Source organism: Tissierellales bacterium (genome assembly GCA_035301805.1).
In the GTDB taxonomy this organism is placed as follows: domain Bacteria; phylum Bacillota; class Clostridia; order Tissierellales; family DATGTQ01; genus DATGTQ01.
Genome location: DATGTQ010000144.1, coordinates 1 through 12,906, shown reverse-complemented (window position 1 = coordinate 12,906; position 12,906 = coordinate 1). Strand labels below are relative to the sequence as shown.

The 12,906-nt window shown below is 29.3% G+C and carries 13 protein-coding genes; 4 read left to right on the top strand and 9 right to left on the bottom strand.

The annotated features are described in order from the left end of the window. Positions 1-517: 517 nt before the first annotated feature. Complete coding sequence (locus tag VK071_07250) at positions 518-1,540, top strand: alpha/beta hydrolase (GenBank protein HLR35114.1); 1,023 nt, start codon at positions 518-520, stop codon at positions 1,538-1,540. An 18-nt stretch (positions 1,541-1,558) separates the two neighbouring features. Next, on the top strand, positions 1,559-2,542 hold the full coding sequence (locus tag VK071_07245; GenBank protein ID HLR35113.1) for an alpha/beta hydrolase: 984 nt from the start codon (positions 1,559-1,561) through the stop codon (positions 2,540-2,542). A gap of 80 nt (positions 2,543-2,622) precedes the next feature. Here VK071_07245 and ybaK read toward each other — a convergent pair whose 3' ends face one another. From ybaK to VK071_07200, 9 genes are all read right to left on the bottom strand, one after another. Continuing rightward, positions 2,623-3,108, bottom strand: coding sequence for a Cys-tRNA(Pro) deacylase (gene ybaK / locus VK071_07240; protein ID HLR35112.1), 486 nt, complete (start codon positions 3,106-3,108; stop codon positions 2,623-2,625). Further along, positions 3,101-4,549, bottom strand: coding sequence for a TrkH family potassium uptake protein (locus VK071_07235; GenBank protein HLR35111.1), 1,449 nt, complete (start codon positions 4,547-4,549; stop codon positions 3,101-3,103). Before VK071_07235 ends, ybaK begins: the two co-directional genes overlap by 8 nt. Then, positions 4,527-5,906: a Trk system potassium transporter TrkA gene (trkA, locus tag VK071_07230; GenBank protein ID HLR35110.1), complete on the bottom strand. Its 1,380-nt coding sequence runs from the start codon at positions 5,904-5,906 to the stop codon at positions 4,527-4,529. Before trkA ends, VK071_07235 begins: the two co-directional genes overlap by 23 nt. Positions 5,907-6,019: 113 nt before the next feature. After that, positions 6,020-7,348, bottom strand: a complete 1,329-nt coding sequence (locus VK071_07225; protein HLR35109.1) for a glutathionylspermidine synthase family protein — start codon at positions 7,346-7,348, stop codon at positions 6,020-6,022. A 1-nt stretch (position 7,349) separates the two neighbouring features. Further along, positions 7,350-8,660 carry a glutamate-cysteine ligase family protein gene (locus tag VK071_07220; GenBank protein ID HLR35108.1) on the bottom strand — a complete coding sequence of 437 codons (1,311 nt, stop codon included), beginning with the start codon at positions 8,658-8,660 and terminating at the stop codon, positions 7,350-7,352. A 170-nt stretch (positions 8,661-8,830) separates the two neighbouring features. Further along, entirely contained in the window at positions 8,831-9,622 is a 792-nt protein-coding gene (locus VK071_07215) for a family 1 encapsulin nanocompartment shell protein (protein ID HLR35107.1), read from the bottom strand. Positions 9,623-9,631: 9 nt separating this feature from the next. Next, positions 9,632-9,994 (bottom strand): ferritin-like domain-containing protein, encoded by a 363-nt coding sequence (locus tag VK071_07210; GenBank protein HLR35106.1) that lies wholly within the window; start codon positions 9,992-9,994, stop codon positions 9,632-9,634. A gap of 114 nt (positions 9,995-10,108) precedes the next feature. Next, a complete protein-coding gene (locus VK071_07205) occupies positions 10,109-10,822 on the bottom strand; it encodes a permease (protein ID HLR35105.1) in 714 nt (237 codons plus the stop codon). Continuing rightward, positions 10,819-11,301 carry a permease gene (locus tag VK071_07200; protein ID HLR35104.1) on the bottom strand — a complete coding sequence of 161 codons (483 nt, stop codon included), beginning with the start codon at positions 11,299-11,301 and terminating at the stop codon, positions 10,819-10,821. The genes VK071_07205 and VK071_07200 overlap by 4 nt, the downstream gene beginning before the upstream one ends. Before the next feature lie 90 nt (positions 11,302-11,391). Here VK071_07200 and VK071_07195 point away from each other — a divergent pair, with 90 nt between their 5' ends. Together VK071_07195 and VK071_07190 are read left to right on the top strand one after the other, a co-directional pair. Then, entirely contained in the window at positions 11,392-12,063 is a 672-nt protein-coding gene (locus tag VK071_07195; protein ID HLR35103.1) for a Crp/Fnr family transcriptional regulator, read from the top strand. A 186-nt stretch (positions 12,064-12,249) separates the two neighbouring features. Further along, on the top strand, positions 12,250-12,906 hold a 657-nt coding region (locus VK071_07190; GenBank protein ID HLR35102.1), incomplete at its 3' end, for a DUF438 domain-containing protein.

Genomic DNA, 12,906 nt, shown 5'->3' with positions numbered 1-12,906 from the left:
TCTAAGAAGGCTTCCCATGAAATTTAAAGATAATCTGTTACAACTTAAAATTAGTTTTTAAGAAACTAATTCTTTGGCTCTGTTAATTTTTACAATGTCTAGGTTTATAGAATAATTTTTGATATACTAGGAACAGTTTTGATATTATAAATAAAAATTATATTGATAACTATATTGTATTAACGATTATAAGGAGCTGACTTTAATGAAAAATAGTGAAATAAATTTTATAGGAATGCCAAAGACTATAGATAATGACCTTTGTATGACAGACCATACTCATGGGTTGCCTATTTATAGTAAATTAGTATAATATCATTAAATTAAAACAATATAATTTAGTGTCTATTGTAATTATTATTTTAATTTAATATTGATTTTATTAAGTAGAACTTTTATAGATAGTTTAATCAAGGCTATTTAATTCTTTATCCATTAAATTAGAAAGACAGAGCTTATTATAGCTCTTATGATATAATTAAATAACAAATTTAAACATGAAAGGTATAAGATAAAAATGATTATCGATTTTAATTATGAAAGTAAAAAAATAGAATATGTTTCTGGTTATATTTTTAAGGGAAAAAACTACAGATGCAGTTACATTAGATATGACAGTCCTTATAGAAATCCAGCGCCAGGCACTGAAAGAATAAATCTTTACAATTTTCAACCTAAAGGAAAGTGTCGTGCATCAACCCTTGTGCTTCATGGCCTAGGAAGTAGGAATATTAAATTTTTACTTTGGATTGGACCTCAATTAGCCTCTGTAGGAGTAAATACTACGATATTAATTTTCCCAGGAAATTATACTAGAGTAGAAAAAGGTTCTGTTAGCGGGAGAAGCTTTTTGTATCCAGATTTAGATATAATGTATCAATTTTGGGAACATGCTGTAGTAGATACTTTATCTACTATAGATTTTCTAGAACAAAACAATCTTTGGAAGGATAATAATGTTATTATGGGCTATTGCTTAGGTGGCATGATAACTACTATAGCTGCTGCTATAGATAATAGAATGAACCATAAACTTTTTATAACAACTGGCGGACATTTTCCCCGTATTCTCCATGAGTCACCAACTACAGCCTTTGCAAGAAGATTGTTTGACAATGGGCATAGAACTAATTGTTTCATTGAAAACAAAAATAAATTATATAATATATATGAAGAACAATTTCCAAAGATTAAGAAAATGAGTTTATCACAAATTATGGAGGATACAGATATTCATCCATTATTTAAAATAGATCCAATATCCTATGCCCACTTACTAAATATGTCTGAGGTTACTTTTATAGATGCATTTTTTGATTCTACATTACCTTTAGATTCTAGAAAATATTTATACAATGAAATGGAAGGAGCAAAAAGGCGAATACTTCCTATAAGTCATGTTAATTGGCTACCATTTCAATATATTTTAGCAAAATATATTTTACACAAATTAAACATTTATGATAGAAAAGCTAAAAAAGCTTTATTACACACTGAACGATTAGAAAATCCCTTAGATGAAACCTTTACGGATAAATAATACTTTTGTGGAGGTATTATGGATAAACTTAAAGATGCCTTAAAAAAATCTTATTTTTATGTAAATAAAGTGTATTTATTTATTATATTTATACTAGTATCTTTTGTAGACTTTACCTTGGCTGGATTTTACTTTTTATTAGCCTTAATAGTTTATGTTATAAAAGTATTGAGAGCACATGTACCTATTTATACTGATGGATACTTTATTAAAAAAACTTATACCTATAAAGAAACAGATAACCATTCTCTAAAAATGGATATCTGGTATCCTGAAATTAATAAACATCAAAAACATCCCCTTGTTTTTTTCTGTCATGGTGGTGGATGGATTTCCGGCTTTAGAAATCAGCCTAATAATATTTCCTGGTGTAAATATTTAGCATCTAAAGGCCTATCCGTTTGTAGCATTGACTATAGATATGGCATAAAAAACTCTATGGAAGATATTTTATCAGACTATATTGATGCTCTTAATTTTGTTAAGGAAAATAGTGATACTTTAAAAATAGATAAAAGTAATATAGTTTTAATGGGTTTATCAGCTGGTGGTCACCTTTCACTACTTTATTCAACCTATAATACTTTTATGAATAATGAAAAGAATATGGAAGGAATCAAAGGAGTAGTTGCATACTATTCCCCTTCAGATTTAAAAGATATATTCATTTCTGAAAACAAATCCGTATTTGCTAAATTTGCAACAAAGCGAACCTTAAAGGCTGATTTGGAAGAAGAAACAAATGTTTATGATTACTATTCCCCTATAAACTGGGTTAGTGATAGAATGATACCTTGTCTAATTGTTCATGGTAAATTAGATGCTGTTGTCCCCTTTGAATCTTCATTAAAATTTACAAGAAGCCTTAAGAAAAATAATATATACTATGAATTTTTAACCCATAGTAAAGGTGAACATTCTTTTGATACGAAACTTAAAGACTTTAATACAGTTAATATATTAGAAAAAACCGTTAGGTTTATTAAAAAAGTCATTCAATAAATTTTTAGTTACCAATGTAAAGGTATTCATTAGCCACATATTGTTATATTTATAAAGTGAGAAAAAGACCGTCCCTTTTCTCACTTTTCCAATTCACATAGTTTAGCCTTTGTAATTTCTTTTAAGTCTTCTAGAGCTAATTCGATTTGCACTCCTATTTTTCCACCGCTTATAATTATATTATCTAAATTGACTGCACTATTGTCTATAAATGTAGGATAATCTTTTTTCATTCCTATAGGAGAACAGCCACCACGAATATAACCCGTATGTTTTTTAATATCATTTACCGAAATCATATCTATCTTTTTTTCCTTAACAGCCTTAGCTGCCTTTTTTAAATCTAGTTCTTCGTCTACTGGTATTAAAAAAACGTATATATCTCCACCTTTCCCTTGGGTTACTAATGTTTTATATACTTGTTCTGGAGCTTTATCTATTTTCTTAGCTACGGAAATTCCATCTACTTTATTATCCCTATGGTTATAGGTAATTATATTATATTTTATATTTTTACTGTCTAAAATACGCATAGCATTAGTTTTTACATTTGACAAACTAATCACCACCTTTCCAAGATTTAGGCATACATAAGGCTACAATTGTAAATAATTCAAGCCTACCAAGTAGCATAAATAAAGATAGTAATAGTTTACTCCAGTTACTAAACTGACTATAATTTTGGGTAGGTCCTACAAAGCCAAAGCCTGGTCCTACATCCCCAAGAGTAGCTGCAACAGAACTGGCTGCACTTTCTAAATCAATTCCTTCTAAGGAAATAACCATAGTACCTAGAGCAAATATTATAATATAAAGTATAAAGAAACTTGCTATACTTGCAACAGTTTCATTTGGTAATGTTCTTCCCCCTACTTTTATAGGTATAACTGCCCTTGGATGAAGTATTTTTGCAATCTCTCTTTTTATTAATTTAAATAATACTAAAATCCTTATACTCTTAATACCTCCAGCCGTTGAACCAGCACAACCTCCAATAAACATAAGTAAAAATAATATAGATTTACTAAAAGTTGGCCATTTATCAAAATCTACTGTTGAATAACCTGTTGTGGTAATAACTGAACTTACTTGGAAAAAGGCATCTCTAAAAGATAAAGCCATATTACTATATATAGTCTTATTTATATTAAATGCAATTAATATAACAGCAGATGCAATAATTCCTAAATACAATCTTAATTCTTCATCCCTTAAAACTTCTCTCCTGTTTCCTCTAAAAAGACTATAATATAGGGCAAAGTTAATCCCAGACAAAACCATAAATATAGCAGTAATCATATGGATATAAGTACTATTAAAAGCTCCTATACTTGCATTTTTTGTAGAAAACCCACCAGTACCTACTGTTCCAAAGGTATGAACTAATGATTCAAACCAAGGCATACCACCAAGTCTAAGTAATACTGTTTGCACAATTGTTATGGTAAAGTAAGTTATATATAATATTTTTGCAGTATCCCTAATTCTTGGTACAATTTTATCCGGTATAGGTCCAGGACTTTCTGCTTTAAATATTTGAAATGCTCCTATTCCTAACATAGATAAAAATGCTACTGTAAAGACTAGTATTCCCATTCCACCAATCCAATGAGTAAAGGACCTCCAAAATAAAATCCCTTTCGGAAGAGCTTCCACGTCCTCAACAAGGGTAGCACCCGTAGTAGTTAATCCAGATACTGTTTCAAAAAATGCGTCCACCCAAGATGGAATACTGCCAGAAATTATAAAAGGTAAAGAGCCAAAGAAAGAAACTAAAAACCATCCAAAAGTAACTATAGCTAGACCTTCCTTCACTTTGATTCTGCCTTTAGAACTAGACATTTTAATCATAAAAAATCCTAATATACCAGTTAATATTATACTAATTAAAAAAGAATTTGCATCTCCCTGATTATAATATAAAGCTACTAATAAAGAAGGCACCATAAAAGCTGCTTCAATAGTTAATAAATAACCTAGAACTTTAATTATTATTCCATAACTCATTGAAAAGGCCTCCCTTATTCGGTCTCATAAATTTCTTTAATATAGGCAAATCTTCTGTTAAAGAAAAAATAACAACTCTATCCTTTGGATGAATAATTGATTCACCATTTGGAATAATTACCTTACCTTTATGAATAATAGCCCCAATAATTATTCCTTTTGGTAGATCTAATTTAGCTATAGGTTTCCCAACAATAGACATATTCTTTTCTGCTATAATTTCTGTAACTTCCCCTTCTTCTCCTAAAAGCAAGGACACAGAAACTACCTTACCACCACGAATAAACTTAAGAATATCACTAATTATAATGTTTATAGGATTTAAGGCTACATCTAATTCTAGCCTATCTATTACATGAACATAGCTTGGTCTAGATATTTTTGCGATAGTATTGTTAACTCCAGCCTGCTTAGCCATTAATCCCATTAGAAGATTTTGTTCATCATATCCTGTTACTCCAATAAAGGCATCCATAATCTCTAAATTTTCTTCTTCTAAAAGGTTTATATCTGTTCCATCCCCATAAATAACTAAAACATCATTAAGCCTTTTAGATAAATATTCACAGCGTTTTTTATCTTTCTCAACTATTGTTACATCTATATTAGATGAAGCTAATTCTTCTGCCAAATAATAACCTATTTTACCTCCGCCTAAAATCATTGCATTTCTTATAGGCTTCTTTTCTATATTCATATTTATTCTTTTCCCTAATCTACTAATATTACCCTTTTCACCTATTACATAAATTATATCATTTTCCACTAATTCAGTAGAACCATGGGGGATTATAATATTTCCATCCCTTGATATAGCCGTAATAAGTAACTCATCTAAAATTTCCAAGTCTTTAATCTTTTTATTAACAAAATCTTTTATATTCTTTATATTAAAATCAACCATCAATACTTTTCCACTAGCGAAATCTTCTGAACAAGAATTATAACTTTTTAATAAATATCTTTCTATTTCCTTAGCTGTTGCTAAATCTGGATTAATAATATAGTCAATTCCCATTTCACTTTTAACAAAATCTAATTGTTTAGTATATTCTGGATTCCTAACTCTAGCTATAGTTTTTTTACATCCAACTTTCTTGGCCAAGGAACAAATAAGAGTATTAGCCTCATCACTACTAGTTGCTGCTACAAGCAAATCATATGTTTCTATTTCTAGTTCTTTAAGAACTGTTACTTCAATTCCATTTGCATTTACAGTCAATACATCTAAATGATCACTAATACCTTCCAACACTTCAGAGTTTGAATCTATTAATGTCACATCCACATCTTCGTAAATTAGAGCTTCAGCTAATTTATAGCCTAATTTCCCAGCTCCAACTACCATTACCTTCATCTTTATCATCTCCTGGTTTCTTCTGTATCTAGTTATTTTAACAGATTAGAATAGAAATCTAAAGAGTTATTATAAATAAAAATATAGCAGAGTAAAATATCTCTCTGCTATATTTATAACCCATTTCCAACTAATATATTTGGTGCTCTATAGCTACCATGTAATCCAGAAATTATATTACTTTCATCTATTCTAGCATATAGGCCAGCCATTTTATTATTATACATATATATACCTAAAACATGATTAAGTTTTTTTATCACTGGCTTTCCATTTTCAAATTGGATAAATTCTCTTTTAGATAACTCTACAAATTCTTGATATAAATATTCATTATTCCAGCTTTCATCTATCTTCTCTTTCCATTCTTCTTTAGTAAAGTCTCTGCCAGCATATACACCTCTTGATTCATTTAAATCTTCCGGCTTTATTATATATTTATCTTTATTATTTAATACTTCATTATATATTTCTTTATTTCCTTTAAGCTCTCCAGTATAAGGTATATGTTTTTTAATAAATTCTCTTTCTTTCTTAGATAAAAATTCTAAGGTCTCTTTATCATGAAGTATTTTAAATACTATTTTATTATGCAATATTTGTGATTTTATAGAGCCAACGACACAAACGGCTTTATCTTTATAGGCATTAATAAAATCCTCTACTTCATCAATTTTATCCATAAGTTCTTTAGTAACTATTCTTCTATAAATTAAATCTATTTTAAAATCATTATAATAAAGTTTTCCATTAATATATTCTAATTCTCTTGGATCAGCGATAACCGCTTCATAACCTTTCTTAATATAGGCTCTTTTAAATTCTTCAAAGTCTGCCATTGTACTACTTTCTTTAAAATCTACAATTGCAACATTAGGTTTTACATCCTCTTTACTCCATTCATTAAAAATCTTAACACTTTCATCTACCCAACTATCCACTAATTCAAAATAATTTATATTATATTTTTCTTTCATCTTCTTCATAGGCTCTGTTTCTAATAAAATTCTAGCTAAAGTATTGTCTTCATTCATTGCCGATGTACCATCTGTATTAAATTCACAAAACTTAAAATCGCCAACTCCATTATATAGAATATCAAACCTTGCCATAGGAGCATTTATATCATATCCATTGTCAACTAAAATCAATTCCTCTAATAATTTAGAATAACCAAATTTTTTTCTGAAATCTGGTGATTCTAAATACATTTTAGTAATTTTATCTCCTATAGATAATACCATTTCCCCTGCATGGCTCAAAGCCTCAATATCCTTTTCCGTATATAGCATAGGTTGATATAAGAAAGGTACTGGTTTTCCCCTATATTTAGCCTTTGAATTAGCAACATTTTCTACAGTTTTTTCATAATCCTTATAATAAAAATCAGGATCTTCTTTAATAATCTCAATATACTCTCTATTTATTTTATCACTATCCATATTAGTTCACCGCCAAAAAATTTTTATCTATGATACACCAGTTTAAAGCTTCCTTTTTACCTAATTTATATTTTTCTTTAGTTATATCATAAGGTGTCTTTTTTTCATTAATCATTTCTTCTAATGGCTTAATATATTTTTTCTCATCTTCTGTTAATCCCGTCTTTGAAATAGCTATTAATTTTTTCCCTATTTCATATATAGAATCTTCCCCTAGATTTGCATCTAAACCTTTATCCATAATATCTATTTTAGCCTTATTTATATGCTCTACATTTATGCCTTCAATATAATCGTAAACTTCATTTAAATTATCTTCATTGTAGAATATACCTTTCCATAATGCTATAGCTGCAAAATTTAATGGATAAGGTATTGAATCAAATACTCTTATTTCTATATACTTTTTACATCGTACATCAAGGAAGAACATAGTAAGAACATGTTCCAATTCTTCCATAGTATAATCCTCTGGATTAAATATTTCTTTATATTTTTTAGCTCCAGTATAATAAAGTTCTTTACCATAGTCAATAAATATTGGTGGGCCATTTAATATATATTCTGCATAATCTTTGTATCTAAATCCTTCCTTTAATGCACCATCCACTATACCACATCTATCAGAATCACAGTTTTCCCATATAAAAGACCTTAAATTTCTCTTTTCTAGTTGAGGTTCTTGCTCAAAATAGAAGGTATTATCAAATATGGCATACATAACCGGAGATAAACTACTTGCTACTTTCAATTTCTTCCCATAGTCCTCTTCGGAACTATAATCAAAAGATGTTTGTAAAGCCCCAGTTCCTTTCATCATATTATGTGCATGGCTTCCCCTAGTCTTAAAATATTCATACATATATTTGTATCTTTCCTTAGGTATTCTCTTTATATCTGCAATTTTGGTCTCAGGTTGATATCCAGTAGTTATTAATACTTGGTTTTTCTTTTCTAAAATAGATAATACCTCATCTAAAAAATTAAAATATATCTTTTTAATATCTTCTATATTCTTTTCAGGTCTAACACTTAATTCAAATTGACTCCCAGGCTCAAGAGCTACAAAATTACCATCCCTACTTAATCCAAGAAGATGCTCTCCTTCATAGATTCCTTCCCATCCCATAGTAAGCATTTCCCTTAGTGTTTCCTCTACACCACCAGCTCCATAATAGGAAATAGTTTCTAAAGTGTCCTTATCAACTATAAAATGTTCAAATTCTACACCAATTTTAAAGTCTTCTTCTTCTTTTTCATTGTCTTTAAAGTATCTTGCAATTTCTTCTACTTGTCTATCATAGCTTATCAATGTTTTCCCACCTTTAAAATTTTATTTTATGCATATACTTCATATACCCTAATACTCATATATTATGACTTTATTTTAAAAATATTAATAAGAAATGCTGAGTGTGAGAAAGAAGAACGGACCTTTTTCTCACTAAATTGAGAAAAAAGTCCGTACCTACTTCCCAGTTTCTAATTATACTTTACTATTATAGCTGGATCTAAAACTCTAAATGTAAGGGATTCAGTCACAAATAGTGTTACCTTTTTCTTATCACCTGATTGATATCCTATTGAAAAATCCTTCCCTATTATAAGCTCTAAATCATCGTGATCATAAGGTACTAGTACTGCTCCATCTATAGCAAAACTAAATACTATGTCTCCACCTATAAGTTCTTTAATTTTTTCCTTTAGTGGATAACTAGGATCTTGAGAGTTTATTGTTTTATATGCATCTTTCCCTACTATTAAAGTATAAGGCCCTTCAGCATAAACACTTTTTAGTCTCAATACTCCTTCTGAAATGGCATTCATTACTGATACACTATCTTTTCCAAGAGTTATTACTTTACCTTCTGCTGATTGAAGAATTCCCTTTATATAACTTTTATCCAATCCATTGTAAATTGCATTTTCTTCGAAAAGAGCAATTTTCTTTACTGCCTCTTCTAATGGAGTATAATCAATATCTTTTGCTCCCCTATTTAAATTATCTAATTCCCATCTATTCATATCAAATTCTACACGGGTTTCAACTAAAGGTAGTGCTTTGTAAGTTCCATAGCAAATATCATCTTCTTCTACAATATTTTCTAATCTACCTTCAGTTACAACATTGTATTCCCATCCTTTTGGTCCAGTAACCTTAACTACGCGCCTTGCTGAAAGGTAGTTTTTAAGTACTTCACTAGCCCTTTCATCAATCTCCTTCCAAGCTTCATCAGTTATAGGTGCTAGTTCCCTATATAACATGGTTTCCATTCCTCCTCATTATTTTAAATCTCCAATATTTAATCCTTTTTCTACTTCTTCCCCATCGGTTTCTTCATTATTAGTTTCCCCTTCTTCAATGCCTACTATAGGTCCTTCTGTAAAAAGATAAGTTCTTAATTCTTCATCCCAAGCCGGCATATTCCTTCTTAACCATTCAATAAGCATAGCAGCATGTTCAATCTCCTCATCCCTATTGTGGGCAAGAATTCCCTGCAATTCTTCATCGCCAATAGATGCATCTATCCGTTGCTGATACCAATCTACTGCTTCAATTTCCTCTTTTAAACTGTTTAAAGCCCTAACATATTCCTTTGCATTTTCATCTAGCGATTCTACTGATTCATGATATTGATTACTCATTAATAAACCTCCCTTGGCATTTAATAGCTGGTCTTTCTTCACCCTTATTTTTAATCTACCCTAAGATTGTTAAAATAATCCTAATTAATGAAAAAACCTATGGTTTCCCATAGGTTATCCTGCCTTTATTGCTTTTGCTGGACACTTTTCTTGAACATCTTTAATTTTTTCTCTTTCCTCTTCTACAAAATCACTATCTATAACAGCAGCTTTTTTATCTTTCACTTCAAAATGTTCCGGAGCCATTTTCTCACATATACCACATCCCATACAATATTCTTCTTCTAAGAATATTGTATTTTCCTTAAGTTTTTCATCTTCCATAGGTATTTCTTCTCTTTTAACAGTTTTAGATATTATATATCCCATGACAAAAATAGAAAGAGTTGTTAATATCCACCTTAATCCCATAAACTTAGGACTTAGAAATTTGGCTTCATTAGCCAGCATAGGCACCTTTATTACGGCCCAGGCACTTAACATAACTACTATATTAGATACACTAGCCCCTTTTTTCAACAAAGTTTTACATACTGGAAATGCAGCATATATAGGTCCTGCTGACACACTACCAAGTAACAAAGAAATAAAACTACCTTTTAAACCAGATTCATCACCTAAATGTTCCATAATCATTTTTTTAGGTACCCAAGCTTCTATTAATGCTGTTAATAAAAAAACAACAGGCATAATCATAAGCATTTCTTTTATATAATAGCCACTATTTTTTACTGATAATACAGCTTTTTCTGTACTTGTTATAAATAAAAGTATATAAATAACAGCAACTATAACTAGAAATTTATCTTTCTTTAATCTTTCAATCACAATATTACCCCCATTAATATTGAAATAACTATTGCAAATATAAAACTTAAACTATTCCTTGCAATAGCAAACTTTTTACCAAATTCTCGCCTTTCCAAATTGAAAGTAACAAAACCTACCATAGTTAAGGTAGTCAAAAATGCTACTGCTGGCACTATACTAGCGCCCATGTCTACAATAGAACCTACCAATGGAAAGGCAACAAAAGCGGGAATCAATGTTATACTTCCCAGTAGTGCAGATATAATAGTTGCTAAGAAAGTATTGGAACCTCCTAAGTATTCCTTTATAGTATGAGGAGGTATAAAGGTAAGAATCAACCCAATTAAGAAAAGTATTCCTATTATCTGTCCTATCATATTTCCCATCATCTTTTTTGATCTTTTCATTGAATTTAAAGTTTTGTTTTTGTCTTTAATCATCGATACAATAAACCAAATTCCCGTGATAACCCACAAACTTAAAGTAAAAATATCCACTACATAACCCCCTTTTAATAATTTACTCCTCCATTATAATTTATAATGATATAATATAAAGTAACCATGGTTACTTTTTGGAGGAATTTTATGAATATTAATAAATATAAATATTTAATAGCTCATACATATCTATTTAACGTTTTTACACCTGATGAAATTATCTATTTATTTCAACCTAATTACTATAAAATAAAAAAATATAACAAAGATTCTATAATATATATACAGAATGAAAAATGTAACACTATTGATATATTACTAAATGGAAAAGTTGCAATTCAGAAAATAGAAAAAAACGGTGATGTATTAACTGTTGCTACCTTTTCATCAGGAGATATTCTAGGAGGTAGTCTAGCCTTCTCAAAGACTAATGAATATCCATTAACTGTAATAGCTGCAGCTGAGTCTAATATCTTACATATTAAAAAAGAGTTAATACTAAAACTTTGCCAAAGTAATGAGGAATTTTTAGTTAAATTTCTTCAGTCCCTATCTACAAAAAACCTAACTCTTACAAATAAAATAAAATCTATATCTATGAAAAGCATAAGGGATAAAATAATTGGGTATCTGACATACGAATACTATGCACAAAATAGTACCATCATTAGACTAAATATCTCAAAAAAAGAGTTAGCTGAAAGATTTGGCGTACAAAGACCATCTCTTTTTAGAGAAATGAAAAAGATGAAAGAAGAAGGTTTAATTGACTATGATCATAGCCACATAATTATTTTGGATGAAAATATAATTAAATAATTTCAAATAATTCTATATTAATTTACGGAAATTTGACCTATATCAAAGCTATATTTATAAATAATTAATATTATTAATGTACAAGATAAATATAATTGAAAAAATAGTGAAAAAGAGGGACAGACTTTTTTCTCATTACAAAAAATAATTAATACTATTAATATAATTTCGTATTGGAGGTGCTTCATGAGCGAATTAATCAATAACAGAGAACATAGACAAGAAATATTAAAAGAAGTTATCAAAGAGATTCACGCTGGTAAAAGCGTAGAGGAAGTAAAATCTAAATTTGCCGAAGCTATAAAAGGAGTCTCACCAGCAGAAATATCTGCTATGGAACAACAATTAGTTAAAGAAGGCTTACCTATAGAAGAAATTCAAAACTTATGTGATGTCCATGCTGCAGTTTTTAAAGGTTCCATTGAAGAAATACATCATCCAGATGAAATACCTGGACACCCTATTTATACTTTAAGAACAGAAAATAAAGCCATTGAAAAGCATATAGATAATAATATTAATGCTACCTTAGACAAATTTAAAGAAAATGATAATGAAGATAATATTAATAATCTAATACAAGAAATTAACTTACTATGGGATATTGACAAACACTACAGCCGAAAAGAAAATTTAATATTCCCTTATTTAGAGAAATACGGAGTCACAACTCCACCAAAAGTAATATGGGGAGTTGATGATGAAATAAGAGCATTAATAAAGGAAGTTAAATTAATGCTTACAGACTATAGAGGTAATATAGAAGAAATAGTTAAAAAAGTAGAACAAACTACACATCAGGTAAAGGAAATGATATTTAAAGAAGAAAGTATACTATTTCCT

Coding starts and splice junctions, on each gene's coding strand:
- VK071_07250 (HLR35114.1), top strand. CDS start 518: ATGATTATCGATTTTAATTATGAAAGTAAAAAAATAGAATATGTTTCT.
- VK071_07245 (HLR35113.1), top strand. CDS start 1,559: ATGGATAAACTTAAAGATGCCTTAAAAAAATCTTATTTTTATGTAAAT.
- VK071_07235 (HLR35111.1), bottom strand. CDS start 4,549: ATGAGTTATGGAATAATAATTAAAGTTCTAGGTTATTTATTAACTATT.
- trkA (HLR35110.1), bottom strand. CDS start 5,906: ATGAAGGTAATGGTAGTTGGAGCTGGGAAATTAGGCTATAAATTAGCT.
- VK071_07225 (HLR35109.1), bottom strand. CDS start 7,348: ATGGATAGTGATAAAATAAATAGAGAGTATATTGAGATTATTAAAGAA.
- VK071_07215 (HLR35107.1), bottom strand. CDS start 9,622: ATGGAAACCATGTTATATAGGGAACTAGCACCTATAACTGATGAAGCT.
- VK071_07210 (HLR35106.1), bottom strand. CDS start 9,994: ATGAGTAATCAATATCATGAATCAGTAGAATCGCTAGATGAAAATGCA.
- VK071_07195 (HLR35103.1), top strand. CDS start 11,392: ATGAATATTAATAAATATAAATATTTAATAGCTCATACATATCTATTT.